We start from the raw sequence: 21349 nt of genomic DNA, 5'->3' as shown, positions 1-21349 counted from the left end.
GGGCTTGCCCGGCTTTTTTACGCCAGATTGTTCCCAAAAATCCCCCTCCGCGTCCCGACTTCTATACTTATCATCTTGTTCGACATTTTCACCGGAGGACGCCGTGCCGTGGATCCTGTTGCTGTTGATTAGCCTGTTTAGTGCGCCATCGTTCGCCGTCGCGATCCCCGGCGTGACCACCGGAACAACCGCCAGTCAGCAAAGTACGCCCCCTCCTGAACCCGATGTCGAACAGAAAAAAGCCGCCTACAGCGCCCTCGCCGACGTCCTTGAGAACGACACCTCCCGGCAGGAACTCATCAGCCAGCTGCGGAAAGTGGCCGCCACGCCGCCGCAGGAGCCGGTGCCTGTCATCACCCCTCCCCAGGTGGAGGAACAAAAAACGGTGTTGGAAAATGTCACCGACGTGAGCCGACACTATGGAGAAGCGCTCTCCTCGCGCTTTGCTCAGCTCTACCGCAACCTGATTGGCTCACCGCATAAGCCGTTTAACCCACAAACGTTTACCGCCGCCGCCACGCAGTTCCTGATGCTGGCTGGTGCAGTCTTCCTTTTTTACTGGCTGGTGCGCCTGTGCGCGTGGCCGCTGTACCGCAAAATGGGGCAATGGGGACGCAGAAAGAATCAGCAGAAAAGCAGCTGGCTGCACCTGCCGTTGATGATAGCCTCTGCGTTTATCATTGATTTACTGCTGCTGGCCCTGACGCTGTTCTTAGGCCAGATGCTGGCCGACAGGCTGAACGCGGGCAACAAAACCATCGCCTTCCAGCAGTCGCTTTTCCTGAATGCCTTTGCCCTGATTGAGTTCTTCAAGGCGCTGCTGCGGCTACTCTTTTGTCCCCACGTGCCGGCGCTGCGTCCTTTCGCCATCCGGGATGAAACGGCGAAGTACTGGGCGCTGCGCCTGAGCGTGCTCAGCGGGCTGATTGGCTACGGCCTGCTGGTGGCCGTGCCGATCATCTCCAACCAGGTGAACGTCCAGTTTGGCGCGCTGGCAAACGTCATTATCATGATCTGCATTACCGTCTGGTCGCTGTATCTGATCTTCCACAATAAAAAAACCATTACCCAAAGCCTGCTGAATCTGGCCGATCGCTCCCTCTCGTTCTTCAGCCTGTTTATCCGCGCTTTCGCCCTGGTGTGGCACTGGCTGGCAAGCGCCTACTTCATCGTATTGTGCTTCTTCTCGCTGTTCGACCCGGGCAATAGCCTGAAATTCATGATGGGGGCAACGTTCAAAAGCCTGGCCATTATCGGCATCGCGGCGTTTGTGTCGGGGCTGCTGTCGCGCTGGATTTCGAAAACCATCACCCTGTCGCCGCAGGTACAGCGTAATTACCCGGAACTGCAAAAACGGGTAAACGGCTGGATGTCGGTATCGCTGAAGGTGGCGCGCATCCTCACCGTCTGCGTGGCGATTATGCTGCTCCTGAATGCGTGGAGCCTGTTTGATTTCTGGAACTGGCTGCACAACGGTGCGGGTGAAAAAACGGTCGACATCCTGATTCGCATCGCGTTGATTTTGTTCTTCTCTGCCGTCGGCTGGACGCTGCTGGCGAGCCTTATCGAGAACCGTCTGGTATCGGATATTCATGGCCGTCCCCTGCCCAGCGCGCGGGCAAGAACGCTGTTAACCCTGTTCCGCAATGCGCTGGCAGTCATTATCAGTACCATCACCATTATGATTGTGCTGTCGGAAATCGGGGTGAATATCGCCCCGCTGCTGGCCGGTGCCGGTGCTCTGGGGCTGGCGATCTCCTTCGGGTCGCAAACGCTGGTGAAGGATATTATTACCGGCATCTTTATCCAGTTTGAGAACGGGATGAACACGGGCGATCTGGTGACCATCGGGCCGTTAACCGGCACCGTTGAGAGGATGTCGATTCGCTCGGTGGGCGTGCGCCAGGACACCGGGGCGTACCACATCATTCCCTGGTCCTCGATAACCACCTTCGCCAACTTTGTACGCGGCATTGGCTCCGTGGTAGCGAACTACGATGTGGATCGTCATGAAGATGCCGATAAAGCGAAGCAGGCGCTGCGCGATGCGGTAGAAGAGCTGATGCAGACGGAGGATATTCGCGGACTGGTGATTGGCGAGCCGTCATTTGCCGGCATTGTCGGGCTGACGAACACGGCCTTTACCCTGCGCGTGTCGTTCACCACCCAGCCGCTGAAGCAGTGGACGGTGCGCTTTGCGCTCGACAGCATGGTGAAAAAACACTTCGATCTGGCGAACGTGCGGATGCCGGTCCAGACCTATCAGGTACTGCCGCCGCCCGCAGCGCCGCTCCCACCGCAGGAGCCGACGCTGTAGCCTCGTGGCCGGGTGGCGGCTTCGCCTTACCCGGCCTACGACGGCGTGCTATTTGCGACGTTTGTTATTGTCCATAAACGTCCAGGCGATAAAGCGGCTTTGCTTCTGGCCCTGCGCCATCTCTTTTTTCACCACTTTTACGGCACCCGCTTCGGTGAGCGCGCGGTAGAGTGGCGGCAGGTTATCTCCGCGGGAAACCAGCGTCGTGAACCACTTCACCTGACGACCAAACTGTTTGCTTTCCGCAATCATGCGCAGGATAAACGCCACTTCGCCGCCTTCACACCATAATTCCTGGTGCTGACCGCCGAAGTTCAGCGCGGCATCTTCCGCCTGACCCAGGTTGCGGCGCTTGAGCTCGCTGCCCGCACGCGCCGCGGCCGCCGAATCATGGAACGGCGGGTTGCACATCGTGGCGTCATAGCTTTCATTTTTGTGAATGATACCGTTGAAGATCGACGCCGCCTCTTTCTGACGACGCAGACGAATGGCGCGGCTTAACCCAGGGTTCGCGCTGATAATCGCCTGGGCGCTGGCAAAGGCCTCGGCACCGATTTCGCTTCCGGTAAAGCGCCAGTGGTATTCATGCGCGCCGATCAGCGGGTAAATCAGATTCGCCCCGGTGCCAATATCCAGAATGGTGGCCTGCTCTGGAACAACGCCCTCATTACCTTCGGCAAGAAGGTCGGCAAGGTGATGCACGTAATCCGCGCGGCCCGGCACAGGTGGACAGAGAAAGCCTTCGGGAATATCCCAGTTCGCCACACCGTAATAGTGTGCAAGCAGCGCTTTGTTCAACATTTTAACCGCCTGGGGGTCAGCAAAGTTGACCGAAGGTTCACCCGCGGGGGTCTGGACAATGTAGTCCTGCAGCGGCGGGCAGCTCAGGCATAACGCATTCATGTCGTAGCGGCTGCGGTGGCGATTTCGTGGGTGCAATCCCGGCTTTTGGGAAGTCATGGCGTTCTCCTTTAAACAGCGGCGTAAGATACCCTTTGCTGGTCCAACGGTAAATCTTTCTCTGCATCGATTAAAAATTCGACATAAATCAAACACCTTTATGTCTATGATCTGTCAGCGAAATGTCAAATGATGTTGTTCAAAAAATAAGCAGATCATCATCAAATATTTGCGCTAAGTCACACTCCTCCGGCTTCTAAACTTAAGGGGAATCACCTGTTGTTTCCTCATGAGGATGTGATTATGAAAAAGTATCTGACCCTTGCTGTTATCGCTGCCGCCCTGGCGACTGCGTCATTCTCTGCGATGGCCGTTCAGTCGCTGACCCCGAGTACCGACACCAGCCAGCTTCGGCCTGCGGGCACCGTCTCGGTAAGCCGTGCCAGCAACCTTGACGATCTCCAGTCTAAACTTGCCGAAAAAGCCCGTCAGGAAGGTGCAAAAGGCTTCGTGGTGAATTCCGCTGGCGGCGATAACCATATGTACGGCACAGCGACCATTTATAAATAATCAGCTTTTTTCCCCAGACTGCATCTGTCCACCGGATGCAGTTCTCTTCCCCCTCGCCTTGACTGTTCGTTTTTTAACCCCATATTAAAAGCAGGGCTGAACCAATCTTAGGAGGACATAATGGCTTCCGGCTGGGCAAATGATGATGCCGTTAACGACCAGATCAACAGTACAATTGAAGATGCGGTAGCGCGTGCCCGCGGTGAAATTCCGCGCGGCGAAAGCTTAACTGAATGCGAAGAGTGTGGAGACCCTATTCCCGAGGCGCGCCGAAAAGCCATCCCCGGTGTAAGGCTTTGCATCACCTGCCAGCAGCATAAAGATTCGAAAAATTCATCGCATTCGGGATATAATCGCAGGGGTTCGAAATACAGCCAGTTACGTTGACTTTCCTTTACCTAAGTTAACCGCACAGGCCCTTACCTTTACGCTCACGATTTTTAGCGAACCGCGTAGCAAAATGTGCCCTTCATCTTTCTTCTGTAAAGCGCATCAACAAGAAGTGTAAATCGCCAGTTTGAATTTATTAATATTCAATAAGTTATTTGTCATTCAATTTTTTTGAGCAACCACGTCAATTCTCTTCGATTTTATCCCTCGCAAAAAACCGTGATACTTATCACATCGACGGAACATCGTCCCCTTAACAGAAACACCTGCGAGAGATTAATTATGAAAACCATCAAATATGCTGTAGCTGCTGTTGCCCTGTCCGCTCTGTCCTTCGGTGCTTTCGCCGTAGAGCCAGTCTCTTCAACTCAGGCACAGAACATGAATAAAGTCGGTGTGGTAAGTGCTGATGGCGCGACCACGCTGGACGGTCTGGAAGCCAAACTGGCTGAGAAAGCGGCTGCTGCCGGTGCAAGCGGATATACCATTACCTCCGCTAACGGCAATAACAAGCTGAGCGGTACCGCGGTTATCTACAAATAATCGCCTGAACGAATGCTGTCCCCTCGCCAAACCCTCTGGTGAGCTGCTCCAACCCTCATTGACCCTGTTGTTTGTTACCCTTGCTTGCCCGTCCGCCACTGGACGGGCTTTTTTTTAGTTAAAAAGACTGCGCCACGCGCGCCAGACCATCCTCTATCGAGTCCACCTCGCCCGTCGCCAGCAGACAGCAGGCCATCTGCTGCGTAATGGCGTGCGGAACAGGGACCTGGCCCGCCAGACACTGGGTGATCCAGTGGGCGGTGGTGTGCGGCTCTTTGGCTTCGGGCAACGCCACATCACGATTATCCGTCCCGCGCTCCAGAATGACGCGCGCGCCGGCAGAATCAATGTGCACAATCTGCGGGCAGCGCTGCGGGTTGGCATACACCTCCCCTTCGGTGCCGTGCATCAGTAAAGCGCGCCCGCCAACCTCTTCAAAGAACTTGCCGACTCGCGTCACGTACTCCGGATGAGAGACGCTGGAAAGCCGCAGCGCGGCATCTTCGCCAAACGGCGTTGCCAGTTTTGCCAGCGTGTGGGCGCTGTTACGCACCCCCATACGCCAGCGCATATCCAGCTGCTTTTCCAGCGGCGGGCAGAACGCACCAACCGGAATATAGACCGGCTGATGCCCGTCAAGCTTCGCCTGCGCCTGACCCGCATGAAGGGTCGGCTTGATGTCCAGCAGCTCAAAGATGGTTTGCGTCAATACGCGCGTGGGATCTTCACTTACGCCGTGTACGACAACCGGGAATCCAAGCTTGTGCAGTAAAATCGCCAGCAGCGGCGTCAGGTTTGCCTGTTTACGCGCCCCGTTATAGCTGGGGATGACAATCGGCATCGGCTTTGCGACTGGCGGCGTTAAGCGCATCGTTTGCGCCTGCATCGCCTCGTAAAAACCGCGCATCTCCGCTTCACCTTCCCCTTTAATACGCAGCGCGATCAGGATGCCGCCCATCTCCAGATCTGGCACATCGCCATTCAGCATGTGCGTATACAGTGCCTTAGCCGTTTCGTAATCCAGGTCGCGCGCATGATTTTTGCCCCGCCCTACCTCTTTGATAATTTTGCGATAATCCACGTCTTTTCTCCTGACTACGTCATCTTGTGAACACTATAGTCCTGAAGAAGCGCTGGCTGATAGTTTTTTATGAAGACAATCAACCCGCTGATTTTTTAGCAGTTAACGAAAGACAAGCTTTATTTCAATTATTTGTGATTTCTATAGAAGATTCTAAAGCATATCTTTTTTGATTAAATAGTCGCCGAACACTATTGAGGGTCACGGTGAAAACGTCCAGGCAACGTTTTTACCCGAAACACACCAGGATTGACTATGAACAAGGTTGCTTTAGGTTTATTTATCGCTGCAACGATAGGGTGTTCTGCATCCGCCTTTGCGGCAACAAACGGTGAAGGGCAGATTAACTTTACCGGCGAAATTATTGATTCTGCCTGTCAGGTAGTAAATGGATTAAGCGATCCACTCAACGTCCAGTTAGGCAAAGTTTCTAAAACGGTATTCACCGGTGCAGGCTCCACCAGCACACCAACAAAATTTGATATTCAGTTAAAAGATTGTCCGGAGACGGTCACCTCTGCAGCAATTAATTTTGGCGGTACGCCAGATGCGAATAACAGCACCACGCTGGCGTTAACGGCAGATGCGAATGCCGCAACCGGCGTCGCCATTCAATTGCTTGACTCATCTGAACAACCCGTCAGCTTATATACGCCTTCCCGCGCGTATCCACTCAACGCAGGAAGTACGGTTAACGATCTGGAATTTGCAGCGCGATATATTCAGACGCAGGCTGCCGTTACGGCTGGCCCTGCTAACTCCGTATCGACCTTCACCGTTATTTATAACTGATATTTTCAATCTGAAGATATTAGCTTTGTGTCAAAGCTAATATCTTTTCTTTATGTTGAGAAATATTTATGCGCCATGGTTATTTACTGAGCACTCTGTTACTGGTAGCCGCGACCGCTCATGCGGGGGTCATTATTAATGGCACCCGTCTGGTCTACCGGGGAGATAAAAAGGAGTCATCTCTTGGTATTTCAAATCCAGATACAACGGATTATCTGGTGCAGTCCTGGGTTGATGCCGACAGTAAAAATCATGCCGCTGCGCCATTCCTGATTACACCGCCCCTGTTTCGTCTTGATGCGAAAGAGGATAACGTACTGCGCGTCGTTCGCACCGGTGGGAATTTACCGGAAGATCGCGAATCGCTGTATTGGTTAAATATTAAAGCGATTCCCTCATCGAAGCACGTTGAGGGGGTGAATACGCTGCAAATTGCGATTAATACGCGCATCAAATTGCTTTACCGTCCATCGTCCGTTAAGGGCAAGCCGGAAGAGATGGCGGATAAGCTGGAATGGCATCGTGAAGGTAACGATCTGGTCGTTAATAATCCGACCCCCTTCTATATGAATTTCCAGAGCGTGACGTTGAATGGTCATAAAATCACGAAAGCCACCTGGGCCGTGCCTGAAACCGGAACGCACATTACCCTGCCAGCCAATACGGGTGGCGATACTGTGACGTATTCCATTATTACGGATTACGGCAGCATCAGCAAAACCTGGACAAAATCCGTTCATTAATTTCATGTCTGATAACGCATTAAAATAATCATGTACAGCCATAAAAAGCCGTTCACCTGCCAATTATTCACGCTGCTGACCCTGCTATGTGGTCTGGCAGCCGTGTGTTTTGCGCAGTTCGCGTGGGCTGATGATTATTTTAACCCGGCACTGCTGGATATTGACAACCCTCAGCAGACCAAAACGGATCTCTCCGTATATGAAAAAGGGCCTGGACAGGCGCCGGGGAAATACCAGGTCGCGATCTATATTGATAATAATAAAATCGACACCCGTGACGTGACGTTTACATTGCAGCAGGATAGCCGGGGCAACAGTTCGCTTCAGCCTTGTTTTAGCCTCGAAGAGTTAAAAAGTCTGGGCATCAAAACCCAAAAATACCCGCAGTTAATGGCAAAGGGTTCGTGTGCCGACATAAGCGCCATCCCTTCGGCATCGGCCTCGTTCCACGTTCGGAATCAACAGCTGCTCCTGAGCATACCGCAAACGGCACTGGGCCAGGTGCCACGCGGCTATATCGATCCCAAAGAGTTTGATGAAGGGATCACCGCAGGCTTATTAAACTACAGCGCCAACGCCAGCCAGAGCCACGCTCGCCAGCAGGGCGAAGAGGATAACAGCAGCCAGTACGTCAATTTGCGCCCGGGCTTTAATGTCGGGGCCTGGCGCGTACGCAACTATTCCACCTGGAATCGCAGCACGACGGGCAAGGAAGAACAGCAGAAGTTCTCCTCCGTCTATACCTATGCCCAGCGCGATATCGTGTCGATGAAAAGCGATCTCACCGTCGGGCAGAGCTCTTCGCCTGCCGATGTGTTCGACAGCGTGCCCTATACCGGGGTGCAGATTAACTCCGACAGCGACATGCTGCCGGACAGCGAAAAAGGCTATGCGCCGATTATTCGCGGAACGGCGCACAGTAACGCGCTGGTGATGGTTCGCCAGAACGGCTATGTCATTTACCAGAACACCGTCGCCCCCGGCGCGTTTGAAATTAACGATCTCTACCCTACCGGCAGCAGCGGCGATCTGCAGGTGACCGTAAAAGAGACCGACGGAAGCGAAAGCCACTTTGTGGTGCCCTACGCGTCGGTGCCGGTATTGCAGCGTGAAAAAAACCTGCGCTACAGCGTAACCGCAGGCCGCTACCGCTCGTATGACAGCGACGTCGAGAAAACGCCGTTTGCCCAGGGGAGCGTAATTTACGGCTTACCTTACGGATTCACCGCCTACGGCGGCGTGCAGCAGAGCAGCCATTATCAGTCTCAGGCGGTGGGTGTCGGTAAAAACATGGGAGATTTAGGCGCCTTCTCGCTCGACGTCACCCGCGCAAAAGCGCTGCTGAAAAAACAGCAGTCCAGCAAAGGGCAGTCTGCGCGCCTCCGCTACAGCAAAGATTTTGCGGGATCGGGGACGAATTTTTCCGTGGCGGGCTATCGCTACAACAGCAAAGGGTTTTACACGCTGGAAGACACCATGGAATCCTATACCCGCTCGGATGACTGGTCGGCACCGCAGCAGCGCCGCGAGCGTGAAGAAGCCACCATCGACCAAACCCTGCCCGAAGGCTGGGGCTCAATGACGCTGAGCCTGGTCAAAGAGACCTACTGGAGCCAGAGCCAGGACATGACCTCAATGAGCGTCAGCTACAACAACAGCTGGCACGGCGTGAGCTACAGCCTGAGCTACAGCATGAACAAGAATACCGACGCCAGCGATGAAAACGGGAATTCCGTCTCCAACGATAACCAGTTTTCACTGAGCGTCTCCGTGCCGCTCGATCGCTGGATGCATAACACCTGGGCAACCTACAACCTGAACAATACCAAAGACGGCACGACGCAGAACATTGGCCTTAACGGCACGGCGCTGGCCGAAGATAACCTGAACTGGAACATCCAGGAGGGGCTTAGCCGCACCGGTAGCGGAAACTCGACCAGCATGAACGCTGACTACAAAGGCACCTACGGCGAGCTCAGCGGCGGCGTGAGTCAGGACAACTATCAGCAGAGCGTAAACGTCGGCGTGCAGGGCGGCGTTATCGCCCACGCCAACGGCATAACGCTGAGCCAGCCGCTCGGCGAAACAATTGCACTGGTCAAAGCGCCGGGCACCCACGGTACGCACATTGCCAACCAGACCGGCGTTGAAACCGACTTCCGCGGCTATACCGTGGTGCCGTTCGTCACGGCCTACCGCCATAACACGATTGCCCTGGACACCGAAACGCTGCCGGACGACGCCGACGTTACCCACGCCGCCCAGGTTGTTACCCCGACCCGCGGCGCGGTGGTGCGCGCCAGCTTTAACACCCGCGTGGGGAACCGGGTATTGATGGTGCTCACGCAAAACGGGAAACCGCTGCCCTTTGGCGCAACGGTGACCACCGACGATAAGGACAGCGAATTTATCGTGGGCAGCGGCGGCCAGACCTACCTTTCCGGCATGCCACTGCGCGGCACGCTCTCGGTTTCATGGGGTGAAGGTGCCGGCGAACATTGCGTCGCTGAATACGCCCTCACGGATGAGAAAGACAAAAACAGCATCATTAACGCTGCCGCGCAGTGTCATTGATTCACCGTAAAGGTTGACCTTATGCAGATTGTAAAACAACTGGTGTTCTTATTCGTGCTCGGCCTGTCGGCGCTATTCATGCCCCATGCAAAGGCCGAATGTACGACGCCCGATATGCCAAAGTTGCTAAACGTGGCAACCATATCGGTACCCAGCACGTTGCCCGTGGGCGAAAGTATTCCCGGAACGGAACAAACCGTTCACGTTGCGGGAAGCTGCGACCACGCCTATGAAGCCGGTCAGGAAATTGTCTCCTGCTACTACGGCACCGGCACCGAAATTCCGGGCCTCGCCGGCGTGTACGGTACCGGCGTGGAGGGGATTGGCATTGCGCTGGTCAACGACAAAGGCCAGCGGATAACGGGCGCGGGTGGGGTCTATTGCGATTCGCGCAGTACACCCATTGGCTACATCTCAAATGATGATGCGCGAAACTTCAGCTTCGATGTCACCCTTGAACTGATAAAAACCAGCAATGCGGTAAGCTCGGGTACGCTTTCAATTGACCAGACAAAGTTTGGGATTGGCGTTTATGGCATGGACGGGATTGGTTCTCCGAACACCGTATCTTACGCTGGCGACGTCAATATTCAGGAGGTGACCTGTTCGGTTTCCCCTAAAAACCTCACCGTTGTACTAGGCGATTTTCCGGTCAGCGATTTTATCGGCATCGGCACGCTCTCCATGCCGGCGCAGGAGTTTAACGTAACGGTCAACTGTAACGCCACGGTACAGCCTGAAGTGAAAATCACCAGCGCTAACGGCTATGAGACCGGCTACGCTGGGGTGATCAAACTCACTCAGCAGCCCGGAATGGCCACCGGGGTAGGGGTGCGAATGTTGTTCGACAACGATATCGCCACCTTCGATCAATACGTCACGACCTCCAGCGAGGCCGTTGCCAACCAGACGCTGGATATTCCTTTCCAGGTGCGCTACCAGCAAATCAGCGACGAGGTCACGCCCGGCCCGGCCAACACCGTAGCCACCATAACTCTGGCCTATAAGTGACGATGATGAAAAAAATAGTGCTTTTCATTGGGATGAGCCTGATGACGCAGGCCTGGGCGGATGATATCCAGGTTCAGATGGTCGGGAATATCTATGCCAATACCTGCGTGATCGACAGCGCCAGCAAAAACTTAACCGTCGACCTCGGCCAGACAGCGTCCGGCAACTTTAAAGACGTGGGGGACACGGGCGAATGGAAAGAATTTTCGCTGAACGTCTCGCATTGTCCCAAAACGCTGACGCTGGCAACGGCCTTTTTCTATGGCCAGGCAGACAGCCTGCACCCGACAAAATTTGCCAACATCGGCAGCGCAAAAGGGCTGGCGCTTGAGCTGGCGGACCGGCAGGACAATATCCTCATTGCCCCGCAGGCGAGCTTTAACGCGCTGATTAATCAAAACGATCACACGGCCACCTTCCCTCTCGCCGCACGCTACTACGCCACCTCCATGCCGGTGAGCGCGGGGACGTTCAGCAGCGTGGTGCAGGTGACCTTCACTTACCAGTAGGACCGCGCCCCTTAGCACGGATGCTTTTCCTGCGCCCGGCGGTCAGTGTTGCCGGGCGTTTTTTTACCTCGGGCACCTCTGGCTGTTCAATCGGAAAGATCGGCAGCGCGTTTAACAAACGTTGGCCGTAATTTTTGGTGAGCAGACGTTTGTCATAAATCACCACCTCCCCCCAGCAGCCGTGGCTACGGATCAGACGCCCGACCTGCTGAATGAGATTAAACGACGCCGCAGGTAAACTTTGTACCTCAAAGGGATAGCGATTGAGGCTTTTCAACCACTCGCCTTCGGTGATGACGACCGGGCTGTCGATGGGCGGGAAGGCAATTTTATGAATATGCACCTGCGTCAGGTAATCGCCCTTCAAATCCAGACCTTCCGCGAAGGACTGTAATCCCACCAGCACGCTGCGCTCGCCGTTATCGATACGTTTGCGGTGCGTTTCCACCAGCCGGTAGCGCGGCTGATCGCCCTGCACCAGCAGCAATAAACGCAGATCGGTGACGTGCTCCAGGAAGCGCTGCATCGCGCGCCCGCTGGCAAACAGCACCAGCATGCCGGGGTATTTTCTGCTCTCAACCTGTTCGCGGAAGTAGGCCGCCATTTCCGCAATGTGCTGCTCTTCGTTGTCGATCAGCGGCTCGAATTTCATGCGCGGGATCACCAGCGTCCCCTGCTCGCAGTGGTTAAACGGCGAGTCCAGCGCGACAAAACGATCGCCCGCTTTCTCTTTCAGGCCGCTCATTTCCTGCAAACGCGAAAAACTGTTCAGGGAGCGCAACGTGGCAGAGGTGATCACCACGTGCGGCACGCTGCGCCAGATGAGCTTTTCCAGCTGATCGGCCACGCGGATGCCCACGCAGTGGAAAAACAGATGGACCTGCCCGTCGCGCACCTCCCGGGTGGCCCATTTGGTGACCGGCGCGCCCGACGCCTGCGCCATCGAGGCCAGCCGCCAGAGCTTGCTCTGCGCTTCAAACATGCCGAGCGCACGGTTCATTTGCAAAAGAATACGGTGCAAGCGAACCACGTCGTGCGAGCCGGTTTTCTCGCTGAGATCGTTTAAGAACATCTCCGCCAGCCCGCGCAGCTTTTCGAGATGCTTCGCCAGCTGCTGGCAAATCTCCATCACCTCGTCCGGCAGTTCGCCCATCGCAAAGCGGTGTTCCGCTTCCTGGGTTGCGGGAAGATAAAGATTCAGGATGTTGTTCAGCGACGAGATAAGGCTGTAAACCTCTTCGCAGTGGTCGCTCAGACGCTCCGGCACCGCCAGCGGCGGCGTGGTTTTCGGCCGGAACTGCTCCATGCAGGTGGCGACAAGCTTGCAGAAGAGATCCAGCTGCAGGCGGAACCAGGGGGCGGTAATTTCTGCGCTCATCTCCAGCGCGTCGCGCGCCACGTCGGGCAAATGGTGGCCTTCGTCGAGCACCAGCAGCAGGTTTTTCGGCTCCGGCAGCACCGCTTCGCTCTCCAGCGCCGCCATCACCAGGGCGTGGTTAGCCACCACCACTTCCGCCTCCTGAATTTCACGCCGGGCGACAAAAAACGGGCATTCGCGATAGTAGTGACAGTTGCGGTTCAGACAGCTGGCTTTGTCCGTGCTGAGCCTGCGCCACAAATCATCGCTGATGGCTTTATCAGTGTGATCGCGCAGGCCGTCCCATTTATAGCCATCGAGATCGCCTTTCAGCGTTGCGCAGAGCTCCTGCTCGGCTTTGTTGTTTGGCGTGAGATCGTCGTCGAGGAACGCCAGCAGATCCTGCTGCGACGCCTCGCTGCTGGCAAGCCCTGCCAGGTTACGCGGACAGACGTAGCGACCGCGACCAAAGGCGGCCGTAAACCGCAGGTCGGGGATGATTTTGCGCAGCAGCGGTAAATCTTTGCTGAAGATCTGATCCTGCAGCGCCACGTTGGCGGTGCTGACCACCAGCGTTTTGTCCTCTTCCCGCGCGATGGCAATGCCGGGAATGAGATACGACAAGGTTTTCCCGACGCCGGTCGGGGCTTCAATCGCCAGATGTCGCCCGTCGTCCCCGGCGAGCGTTTTTGCCACGTCAGCAATCATCTGCCGCTGCGGCGCTCGGGGGATAAAATCGGGGATCTGCTGTTGTAGCGCCTTATACCATGCGCCAATTTGCGCCTTGAGCGCAGCGGTTAAAGCCATCGGAAAACCTGAAATACTGTATAAACAGCCACTATTGTGGCACTTTCTCTTCGCAGCCGCAAAAAGAAAAGCCCGGCTTTACGACCGGGCTTCCAGATTACTGCGGGTTAGCAGGCTTGCGCGGGCGGCGTCGGCGCTGCCCTTCTCCTGCCGGCTTGCCTTCGCCGCTGCGCCACGGATTGTCACCGGCCGGTTTGCTGTCGTTGCTACGACGCGGCGGTTTGCCCGCTGACTTCGGCGCGCCGCCTTCGGCACGACGCGGCTGCTGACCGCGACCACCGCCGCCCTGACCGCGACCGCCCTGGCGACCGTTCTGAATCGGCTCGGCTTTGATCGACGGATCCACTTCATACCCCGGGGTTTCGATACGCGGGATTTCTTTCTTCAGCAGACGTTCGATATCGCGCAGCAGCTTGTGCTCGTCCACGCAAACCAGAGAGAGCGCTTCACCGGTTGCCGCCGCACGACCGGTACGGCCAATACGGTGCACGTAGTCTTCCGGCACGTTTGGCAGCTCGTAGTTCACCACGTGCGGCAGCTCTTCAATATCGAGGCCACGGGCAGCAATGTCGGTTGCCACCAGCACGCGGATGTCGCCAGACTTGAAGTCCGCCAGCGCACGGGTACGCGCGCCCTGGCTCTTGTTGCCGTGGATCGCCGCGCTGCGGATGCCGTCTTTATTCAGCTGTTCCGCCAGGTGGTTCGCGCCGTGCTTGGTGCGGGTAAAGACCAGCACCTGTTGCCAGTTACCCTGGCCGATCATCTGGGAGAGCAGTTCGCGCTTGCGCTTTTTATCAACAAAGTGAACATGCTGCGTCACCTGCTCAGAGGCGGTGTTGCGGCGCGCCACTTCCACTTCCAGCGGGTTATGCAGCAGCTTTTCCGCCAGCGCCTTGATCTCGTCGGAGAAGGTCGCGGAGAAGAGCAGGTTCTGACGACGCGGCGGCAGCTTGGCCAGCACGCGGCGAATATCGTGAATAAAGCCCATGTCGAGCATGCGGTCGGCTTCGTCCAGCACCAGAATTTCGATGTTATCCAGCTTCACCGCGTTCTGGTGTTCCAGATCCAGCAGACGGCCCGGCGTTGCCACCAGCACGTCCACGCCGCCGCGCAGCTTCATCATCTGCGGGTTGATGCTGACACCGCCGAACACCACCAGCGAGCGAATGTTGAGATAGCGGCTATAGTCACGCACGTTCTCGCCAATCTGCGCGGCCAGTTCGCGGGTTGGGGTGAGGATCAGCGCACGAACCGGACGACGGCCTTTGGCGTGCGGCTGGTTTTTTACCAGCAGCTCTAACAGCGGCAGCGTAAAGCCCGCGGTTTTACCGGTGCCGGTCTGGGCGCTGGCCATCAGGTCACGGCCCTGAAGAACGGCAGGAATTGCCTGCTGCTGGATTGGGGTTGGCTCAACGTAGCCCTGCTCTGCGATCGCGCGCAGAATTTCCGGGTTCAGGCCAAGGGAATCAAAAGACATAAAAACTCCGAACCGCCCCGACCATCACAGGTGTAGTTTTCAGGGAGATATAACAATTAGGAGGACAAAAACCACAATGTCGCGAAGGGGCGGAGTGTAGCAGCTTTTGTGACGTGGCGCATAAAATATCCCTCTGCGTTCCCTCGACGTAAGCGTGAATCAGGCATAATCTTAATCAATCGATTGATTAATTTTTAATGCCGCCATGAATACAACACCCACAACAACCAAAGGTGAACAGGCCAAAAACCAGCTTATTGCCGCCGCGCTGGCGCAGTTTGGTGAGTACGGGCTGCATGCGACCACGCGCGATATCGCCGCGCTGGCCGGGCAAAACATTGCGGCGATTACCTACTATTTTGGCTCAAAAGAGGATTTATATCTCGCCTGCGCCGAGTGGATTGCCGATTTTATCGGCACGCAGTTTCACCCTCACGTCGAGGAGGCCACCGCGCTGCTTAGCCAGCCGTCACCCGATCGCGAGGCCATCCGCCAGCTGATCCTCAATGCCTGCCACAACATGATCCGCGTGCTGACCCACGACGATACGCTCAACCTGAGCAAGTTTATCTCCCGCGAGCAGCTCTCCCCCACTGCCGCCTATCAGCGGGTACACGATCGGGTCATTGCCCCGATGCATACCCACCTGACCCGGCTGATCGCCGCCTATACCGGGCGGGATGCCAACGATACCGCGACAATTTTGCATACCCACGCCCTGCTGGGTGAAATCCTTGCCTTCCGTCTGGGCCGGGAAACCATCCTGTTACGCACCGGCTGGACACAATTTGATGAGGATAAAGCCGCGCAGATCGGTGAGGTGATCGCCTGTCATCTCGATCTGATCCTGCAAGGCTTAACGCAAAGGAGCCTGAAGTCATGAAAAAACCTGTCGCCATCATTCTGGTGGTTGTTGTTTTGCTTGCCGCGGGCGTCGGTGGATGGCTGTGGTACCAGAGCCATCAGGATAAAGGCCTGACGCTGTACGGTAACGTGGATATTCGCACGGTGAACATGAGCTTCCGCGTCGGCGGCCGTCTCGCCGCGCTGAGCGTTGACGAAGGCGATGCCATTAAAACCGGGCAGACGCTGGGGATGCTGGACAAAGCGCCCTATGAAAATGCGCTGCTGCAGGCCAAAGCGGGCGTCTCCGTTGCGCAGGCACAGTATGACCTGATGCTGGCCGGCTATCGCGACGAAGAGATCGCTCAGGCCGCTGCGGCCGTCAAACAGGCGCAGGCGGCCTATGACTACGCGCAGAACTTCTACGCTCGCCAGCAGGGGCTGTGGAAAAGCCGAACCATTTCCGCGAATGACCTGGAAAATGCGCGCTCCTCCCGCGACCAGGCGCAGGCAACGCTGAAATCCGCGCAGGATAAATTAAGCCAGTACCACACCGGTAACCGCCCGCAGGATATCGCTCAGGCGAAAGCCAGCCTTGAACAGGCGCAGGCGCAACTGGCCCAGGCGGAGCTGGATCTGCACGACACCACGCTCATCGCGCCGTCTGACGGCACGCTGATGACCCGCGCCGTGGAGCCGGGCAGCATGCTCAGCGCGGGCAGCACCGTGTTAACCCTCTCCCTGACCCGCCCGGTCTGGGTACGTGCCTACATTGATGAGCCTAATCTCGGCCAGATGCAGCCGGGCCGCGAGCTGCTGCTCTATACCGACGGTCGCCCGGACAAGCCGTATCACGGCAAGGTGGGCTTTGTCTCCCCTACCGCCGAATTCACGCCGAAAACAGTAGAAACGCCGGACCTGCGTACCGACCTGGTGTATCGCCTGCGCATCATCGTGACTGATGCGGATGACGCCCTGCGCCAGGGCATGCCCGTCACCGTAAAAGTGAACAGCGGGGAACGACATGAATGATGCGGTTATTCAGCTCAACAATCTGGTCAAACGCTTCGCAGGGATGGACAAACCGGCAGTCGCGCCGCTGAACTGCACCATCCAGAAAGGCTATGTCACCGGCCTGGTCGGCCCGGACGGTGCGGGAAAGACCACGCTGATGCGCATGCTGGCGGGGCTGCTGAAGCCGGATGAAGGCTCGGCCAGCGTGCTGGGCCTTGACCCGATAAAAGATGACGGCGCGCTCCACGCCATGCTCGGCTATATGCCGCAGAAGTTTGGCCTGTATGAAGATCTGACGGTGATGGAAAACCTGAACCTGTACGCCGACCTGCGCAGCGTCACCGGCGAAGCCCGACAGAAGACCTTCGCCCGCCTGCTGGAATTTACCTCCCTCGGCCCGTTCACTGACCGGCTGGCGGGCAAGCTTTCCGGTGGGATGAAGCAGAAGCTGGGGCTGGCCTGCACGCTGGTGGGCGAGCCAAAAGTGCTGCTGCTGGACGAGCCCGGCGTGGGCGTCGACCCGATATCGCGCCGCGAGCTGTGGCAGATGGTACACGAGCTGGCGGGCGACGGGATGCTGATCCTCTGGAGCACTTCCTACCTCGACGAAGCGGAACAGTGCCGGGACGTGCTGCTGATGAACGAAGGCGAACTGCTTTATCAGGGCGAGCCGACGACGCTGACGCAGAGCATGGCCGGGCGCAGCTTCCTGCTGCACAGCTCGCAGGCGTCCAACCGCTCGCTGCTGCAGCGGGTGCTCAGGCTGCCGCAGGTCAGCGACGGGATGATTCAGGGCCGCTCGGTGCGGGTGATCCTCAAAAAAGAGGCCACCGTCGACGATATTCGCCAGGCCCCCGGCATGCCTGAGATCGACATGGAAGAGACGGCGCCGCGTTTCGAAGATGCGTTTATTGACCTGCTGGGTGGCGCGGGGACGTCCGAGTCGCCGCTTGGCGCAATCCTGCACACGGTGGACGGCACGCCGGGCGAAACGGTGATCGAAGCCAAATCCCTCACCAAAAAGTTCGGGGATTTCGCCGCCACCGATAACGTCAATTTCGCGGTAAAACGCGGCGAGATTTTTGGCCTGCTTGGACCGAACGGCGCGGGAAAATCGACCACCTTTAAGATGATGTGTGGCCTGCTGGTGCCGACGTCCGGCAAAGCGCTGGTGCTGGATATGGATCTGAAGGTCAGCTCCGGCAAGGCGCGCCAGCATCTGGGTTATATGGCGCAGAAGTTCTCGCTGTATGGCAACCTGACGGTCGAGCAGAATCTGCGCTTTTTCTCTGGCGTGTATGGCCTGCGCGGACGGGCGCAGAACGAGAAGATCCGCCGCATGAGCGACGCCTTCGGGTTAACGACGATTGCTTCTCACGCCACCGACGAACTGCCGCTCGGCTTTAAGCAGCGGCTGGCGCTGGCCTGCTCGCTGATGCACGAGCCGGATATTCTGTTTCTGGATGAGCCGACCTCCGGCGTTGATCCCCTCACCCGCCGCGAGTTCTGGCTGCATATCAACAGCATGGTGGAAAAAGGGGTGACCGTGATGGTGACCACCCACTTCATGGACGAGGCGGAGTACTGCGACCGCATCGGGCTGGTGTATCGCGGCAAGCTGATTGCTCACGGTACCCCGGACGACCTGAAAAACCAGGCCGCCGACGATGAGGTCCCGGACCCGACCATGGAGCAGGCGTTTATCACCCTCATCCACGACTGGGATAAGGAGAATGCCCATGCGCAGTAACGCCATTTCCTGGCGCCGGGTGCGCGCGTTGTGCATAAAAGAGACGCGGCAGATCGTGCGTGACCCCAGCAGCTGGCTGATTGCGGTGGTGATCCCCCTGCTGCTGCTGTTTATCTTTGGCTACGGCATTAACCTGGACTCCAGCAAGCTGCGGGTCGGGATTTTGCTGGAGCAGCAGAGCGAGGAGGCGCTGGACTTCACCCACGCCATGACCGGCTCGCCCTACATTGACGCCACCATCAGCGACAATCGTCAGGAGCTGATCCAGAAGATGCAGGCCGGGAAAATTCGCGGTCTGATCGTCATTCCGGTGGATTTTGCCGCCAATATGGCGCGGGTGAATACCGATGCGCCGATCCAGGTGATCACCGACGGCAGCGAGCCGAACACCGCGAACTTCGTGCAGGGCTACGCGGAGGGGATCTGGCAGCTCTGGCAGATGCAGCGGGCGGAAGATCGGGGTGAAGAATTTAAACCGCTGATCGACGTGCAGACGCGCTACTGGTTTAACCCCGCCGCCATCAGCCAGCACTTTATTATTCCGGGCGCGGTGACGATTATCATGACGGTCATTGGCGCGATTCTGACCTCGCTGGTGATCGCCCGCGAGTGGGAGCGCGGCACTATGGAGGCGCTGCTTTCAACCGAAGTGACGCGCGTCGAGCTGCTGCTGTGCAAGCTTATTCCCTACTACTTCCTCGGCATGCTGGCGATGCTGCTCTGCATGCTGGTGTCCGTCTTTATCCTCGGCGTGCCGTATCGCGGCTCGCTGGTGGTGCTGTTCTTTATCACCAGCCTGTTTTTACTCAGCACGCTGGGGATGGGGCTGCTCATCTCCACCATCACCCGCAACCAGTTTAACGCGGCCCAGGTGGCCCTCAACGCCGCCTTTTTGCCGTCGATTATGCTGTCCGGCTTTATCTTCCAGATAGACAGCATGCCTGCCGTGATCCGCGCCGTGACTTACGTGATTCCGGCGCGCTACTTTGTGAGCACGCTGCAGAGCCTGTTCCTGGCAGGGAATATTCCGGTGGTGCTGATCGTCAACACGCTGTTTTTACTGGCGTCTGCGGCGATGTTTATCGGGTTAACGTGGATGAAAACCAAACGGCGGTTAGATTAAGGAGCGCCCATGTTTCACCGTTTATGGACATTAATACGCAAAGAGCTGCAATCCCTGCTGCGCGAGCCGCAAACCCGCGCCATTCTGGTGTTGCCGGTGCTGATCCAGGTTTTACTGTTCCCGTTTGCCGCCACGCTGGAGGTGACCAACGCCACCATCGCCATTTACAACGAAGACAACGGCAAACACGCTGTTGAACTGACGCAGCGTTTTGCCCGCGCGAAAGCCTTTACCCACATTCTGCTGCTGAAAAGCCCGCAGGAGATCCAGCCTACCATCGACACGCAAAAAGCGCTGCTGCTGGTGCGGTTCCCGGCGGATTTCTCCCGCAATCTGGATACCTTCCAGACCGCGCCGCTGCAGTTGATCCTCGACGGACGCAACTCCAACAGCGCCCAGATCGCGGCCAACTATCTGCAGCAGGTCGTGAAGGATTACCAGCAGGAGCTGATGGACGGCAAACCGAAGCCCAACAACAGCGAACTGGTGGTGCGCAACTGGTATAACCCGAATCTGGACTACAAGTGGTTTGTGGTGCCGTCGCTGATCGCCATGATCACCACCATCGGGGTGATGATCGTCACCTCCCTCTCCGTCGCCCGCGAGCGCGAACAGGGCACGCTGGATCAGCTGCTGGTCTCCCCGCTCGCCACCTGGCAAATTTTCGTCGGCAAAGCGGTGCCGGCACTGATTGTCGCGACCTTCCAGGCCACCATCGTGCTGGGGGTGGGAATTTGGGCCTACCAGATCCCGTTCGCCGGATCGCTGGCGCTGTTTTACTTCACGATGGTGATTTACGGGTTGTCGCTGGTGGGGTTTGGGCTGCTGATTTCCGCACTCTGCTCGACGCAGCAGCAGGCGTTTATCGGGGTATTCGTCTTTATGATGCCCGCGATCCTGCTCTCGGGGTACGTCTCACCCGTCGAGAATATGCCGGTGTGGCTCCAGGATCTAACGTGGATAAACCCGATACGACACTTTACGGATATCACCAAGCAGATCTATCTGAAGGATGCGAGTCTGGATATTGTCTGGGGAAGTTTGTGGCCGCTACTGGTCATCGCGGCCACGACGGGCTCAGTGGCGTACGCGATGTTTAGACGCAACATCGCGTAGCTTTTTCTCTTTGGTCAGCAACGAGACCACCGCAGGCCCTGCGAGGATAGCCAGACCCGCCAGGGCCAGCAGCAGGTTGTTCTGCAGGACGCGTGACAGCAGCCACAGGACAATCATCGCTGCACCAAAGTACCAGGTGGTGGTGAGCTCTTCGAGCAGATCACCCACCTCACGCCAGCGCGCTTCATGGTGGCGCTGTAAGAACAGCATCGACAGCACGGTGACGCCGTAAAGGACGCATAGCCCCAGGCCAACACGCACCAGCGTGCCGCTCATCCAGCCCATCACCAGTACGGCCACGACCAGTAAATGCAACATTATCTGCCAGCAACTCAGGCCAGTTGCGACACGAACACGTTGTTGCCACTTCATGGCTTCTCTCCTGAAGGATTTTTCTCTGCTTAATCAGACTACCGCACTTTACGGAAAATT

Annotated in this window: 19 protein-coding genes; 14 read left to right on the top strand and 5 right to left on the bottom strand. The window is 56.9% G+C overall.

The window, feature by feature from the left end:
• Window positions 1-103 precede the first annotated feature (103 nt).
• A complete protein-coding gene (ybiO, locus tag ACMGGU_RS04880) occupies window positions 104-2317 on the top strand; it encodes a mechanosensitive channel protein (RefSeq protein ID WP_395299897.1) in 2214 nt (737 codons plus the stop codon).
• Between the two features lie 48 nt (window positions 2318-2365).
• On the opposite strand, the gene rlmF is transcribed toward ybiO, so the two are convergent.
• Complete coding sequence (gene rlmF, locus ACMGGU_RS04875) at window positions 2366-3277, bottom strand: 23S rRNA (adenine(1618)-N(6))-methyltransferase RlmF (RefSeq protein ID WP_420300289.1); 912 nt, start codon at window positions 3275-3277, stop codon at window positions 2366-2368.
• Window positions 3278-3520: 243 nt separating this feature from the next.
• Between rlmF and mcbA the strand changes: the two genes are divergently transcribed.
• The 3 genes from mcbA to ybiJ all read left to right on the top strand — a co-directional run bounded on the left by mcbA (window position 3521) and on the right by ybiJ (window position 4720).
• Entirely contained in the window at window positions 3521-3787 is a 267-nt protein-coding gene (gene mcbA, locus ACMGGU_RS04870; protein WP_045909506.1) for a DUF1471 family periplasmic protein McbA, read from the top strand.
• Window positions 3788-3907: 120 nt separating this feature from the next.
• A complete protein-coding gene (locus tag ACMGGU_RS04865; RefSeq protein WP_420300288.1) occupies window positions 3908-4174 on the top strand; it encodes a DksA/TraR family C4-type zinc finger protein in 267 nt (88 codons plus the stop codon).
• Between the two features lie 285 nt (window positions 4175-4459).
• On the top strand, window positions 4460-4720 hold the full coding sequence (gene ybiJ / locus ACMGGU_RS04860; RefSeq protein ID WP_023310874.1) for a DUF1471 family protein YbiJ: 261 nt from the start codon (window positions 4460-4462) through the stop codon (window positions 4718-4720).
• A 118-nt stretch (window positions 4721-4838) separates the two neighbouring features.
• Here the strand turns inward: ybiJ and ybiB are convergent, their stop codons facing one another.
• A complete protein-coding gene (gene ybiB / locus ACMGGU_RS04855) occupies window positions 4839-5801 on the bottom strand; it encodes a DNA-binding protein YbiB (RefSeq protein ID WP_420300287.1) in 963 nt (320 codons plus the stop codon).
• Between the two features lie 255 nt (window positions 5802-6056).
• Here ybiB and ACMGGU_RS04850 point away from each other — a divergent pair, with 255 nt between their 5' ends.
• The 5 genes from ACMGGU_RS04850 (at window position 6057) to ACMGGU_RS04830 (ending at window position 11430) form a co-directional block, all read left to right on the top strand.
• Window positions 6057-6593, top strand: coding sequence for a fimbrial protein (locus ACMGGU_RS04850; RefSeq protein ID WP_045909503.1), 537 nt, complete (start codon window positions 6057-6059; stop codon window positions 6591-6593).
• 68 nt (window positions 6594-6661) lie between these two features.
• A complete protein-coding gene (locus ACMGGU_RS04845; RefSeq protein WP_069719569.1) occupies window positions 6662-7336 on the top strand; it encodes a molecular chaperone in 675 nt (224 codons plus the stop codon).
• Between the two features lie 30 nt (window positions 7337-7366).
• Window positions 7367-9910, top strand: coding sequence for a fimbria/pilus outer membrane usher protein (locus ACMGGU_RS04840; RefSeq protein WP_420300286.1), 2544 nt, complete (start codon window positions 7367-7369; stop codon window positions 9908-9910).
• 21 nt (window positions 9911-9931) lie between these two features.
• Window positions 9932-10921 carry a fimbrial protein gene (locus ACMGGU_RS04835; protein ID WP_045909501.1) on the top strand — a complete coding sequence of 330 codons (990 nt, stop codon included), beginning with the start codon at window positions 9932-9934 and terminating at the stop codon, window positions 10919-10921.
• Between the two features lie 5 nt (window positions 10922-10926).
• Complete coding sequence (locus ACMGGU_RS04830; protein ID WP_223540541.1) at window positions 10927-11430, top strand: fimbrial protein; 504 nt, start codon at window positions 10927-10929, stop codon at window positions 11428-11430.
• Here the strand turns inward: ACMGGU_RS04830 and dinG are convergent.
• Entirely contained in the window at window positions 11417-13594 is a 2178-nt protein-coding gene (gene dinG / locus ACMGGU_RS04825; protein WP_420300285.1) for an ATP-dependent DNA helicase DinG, read from the bottom strand. The genes ACMGGU_RS04830 and dinG overlap by 14 nt on opposite strands.
• Before the next feature lie 97 nt (window positions 13595-13691).
• Window positions 13692-15071 (bottom strand): ATP-dependent RNA helicase RhlE, encoded by a 1380-nt coding sequence (rhlE, locus tag ACMGGU_RS04820; RefSeq protein WP_045909499.1) that lies wholly within the window; start codon window positions 15069-15071, stop codon window positions 13692-13694.
• A gap of 205 nt (window positions 15072-15276) precedes the next feature.
• On the opposite strand from rhlE, the gene cecR reads away from it, so the two are divergent.
• Genes cecR through ACMGGU_RS04795 form a run of 5 tightly spaced genes read left to right on the top strand, consistent with a single transcriptional unit; the run spans window position 15277 to window position 20917 of the window.
• Window positions 15277-15954, top strand: coding sequence for a transcriptional regulator CecR (cecR, locus tag ACMGGU_RS04815; RefSeq protein ID WP_045909498.1), 678 nt, complete (start codon window positions 15277-15279; stop codon window positions 15952-15954).
• On the top strand, window positions 15951-16946 hold the full coding sequence (gene hlyD / locus ACMGGU_RS04810) for a secretion protein HlyD (RefSeq protein WP_024908726.1): 996 nt from the start codon (window positions 15951-15953) through the stop codon (window positions 16944-16946). Before cecR ends, hlyD begins: the two co-directional genes overlap by 4 nt.
• Entirely contained in the window at window positions 16939-18678 is a 1740-nt protein-coding gene (locus tag ACMGGU_RS04805; protein WP_196352142.1) for an ATP-binding cassette domain-containing protein, read from the top strand. Before hlyD ends, ACMGGU_RS04805 begins: the two co-directional genes overlap by 8 nt.
• Window positions 18668-19801: an ABC transporter permease gene (locus tag ACMGGU_RS04800; protein ID WP_420300284.1), complete on the top strand. Its 1134-nt coding sequence runs from the start codon at window positions 18668-18670 to the stop codon at window positions 19799-19801. The genes ACMGGU_RS04805 and ACMGGU_RS04800 overlap by 11 nt, the downstream gene beginning before the upstream one ends.
• A 9-nt stretch (window positions 19802-19810) precedes the next feature.
• A complete protein-coding gene (locus ACMGGU_RS04795) occupies window positions 19811-20917 on the top strand; it encodes an ABC transporter permease (protein ID WP_045909494.1) in 1107 nt (368 codons plus the stop codon).
• Here the strand turns inward: ACMGGU_RS04795 and ACMGGU_RS04790 are convergent.
• Window positions 20879-21289 carry a YbhQ family protein gene (locus ACMGGU_RS04790; protein ID WP_325841637.1) on the bottom strand — a complete coding sequence of 137 codons (411 nt, stop codon included), beginning with the start codon at window positions 21287-21289 and terminating at the stop codon, window positions 20879-20881. The two genes, ACMGGU_RS04795 and ACMGGU_RS04790, sit on opposite strands and share 39 nt — an antisense overlap.
• Between the last annotated feature and the right edge of the window lie 60 nt (window positions 21290-21349).

Origin of the sequence: Enterobacter sp. BNK-8 (genome assembly GCF_048685095.1) — a bacterium.
In the GTDB taxonomy this organism is placed as follows: domain Bacteria; phylum Pseudomonadota; class Gammaproteobacteria; order Enterobacterales; family Enterobacteriaceae; genus Enterobacter; species Enterobacter quasiroggenkampii.
Note: the sequence above shows the minus strand (reverse complement) of the source record. Positions and strands in the feature narration are given on the sequence as shown.

What these genes read in the sequence shown, in the direction of transcription:
- rlmF (WP_420300289.1), bottom strand. Translation starts at nt 3,277, where the DNA reads ATGACTTCCCAAAAGCCGGGATTGCACCCACGAAATCGCCACCGCAGC.
- mcbA (WP_045909506.1), top strand. Translation starts at nt 3,521, where the DNA reads ATGAAAAAGTATCTGACCCTTGCTGTTATCGCTGCCGCCCTGGCGACT.
- ACMGGU_RS04865 (WP_420300288.1), top strand. Translation starts at nt 3,908, where the DNA reads ATGGCTTCCGGCTGGGCAAATGATGATGCCGTTAACGACCAGATCAAC.
- ybiJ (WP_023310874.1), top strand. Translation starts at nt 4,460, where the DNA reads ATGAAAACCATCAAATATGCTGTAGCTGCTGTTGCCCTGTCCGCTCTG.
- ACMGGU_RS04850 (WP_045909503.1), top strand. Translation starts at nt 6,057, where the DNA reads ATGAACAAGGTTGCTTTAGGTTTATTTATCGCTGCAACGATAGGGTGT.
- ACMGGU_RS04845 (WP_069719569.1), top strand. Translation starts at nt 6,662, where the DNA reads ATGCGCCATGGTTATTTACTGAGCACTCTGTTACTGGTAGCCGCGACC.
- ACMGGU_RS04840 (WP_420300286.1), top strand. Translation starts at nt 7,367, where the DNA reads ATGTACAGCCATAAAAAGCCGTTCACCTGCCAATTATTCACGCTGCTG.
- ACMGGU_RS04835 (WP_045909501.1), top strand. Translation starts at nt 9,932, where the DNA reads ATGCAGATTGTAAAACAACTGGTGTTCTTATTCGTGCTCGGCCTGTCG.
- ACMGGU_RS04830 (WP_223540541.1), top strand. Translation starts at nt 10,927, where the DNA reads ATGAAAAAAATAGTGCTTTTCATTGGGATGAGCCTGATGACGCAGGCC.
- dinG (WP_420300285.1), bottom strand. Translation starts at nt 13,594, where the DNA reads ATGGCTTTAACCGCTGCGCTCAAGGCGCAAATTGGCGCATGGTATAAG.
- rhlE (WP_045909499.1), bottom strand. Translation starts at nt 15,071, where the DNA reads ATGTCTTTTGATTCCCTTGGCCTGAACCCGGAAATTCTGCGCGCGATC.
- cecR (WP_045909498.1), top strand. Translation starts at nt 15,277, where the DNA reads ATGAATACAACACCCACAACAACCAAAGGTGAACAGGCCAAAAACCAG.
- hlyD (WP_024908726.1), top strand. Translation starts at nt 15,951, where the DNA reads ATGAAAAAACCTGTCGCCATCATTCTGGTGGTTGTTGTTTTGCTTGCC.
- ACMGGU_RS04805 (WP_196352142.1), top strand. Translation starts at nt 16,939, where the DNA reads ATGAATGATGCGGTTATTCAGCTCAACAATCTGGTCAAACGCTTCGCA.
- ACMGGU_RS04800 (WP_420300284.1), top strand. Translation starts at nt 18,668, where the DNA reads ATGCGCAGTAACGCCATTTCCTGGCGCCGGGTGCGCGCGTTGTGCATA.
- ACMGGU_RS04795 (WP_045909494.1), top strand. Translation starts at nt 19,811, where the DNA reads ATGTTTCACCGTTTATGGACATTAATACGCAAAGAGCTGCAATCCCTG.
- ACMGGU_RS04790 (WP_325841637.1), bottom strand. Translation starts at nt 21,289, where the DNA reads ATGAAGTGGCAACAACGTGTTCGTGTCGCAACTGGCCTGAGTTGCTGG.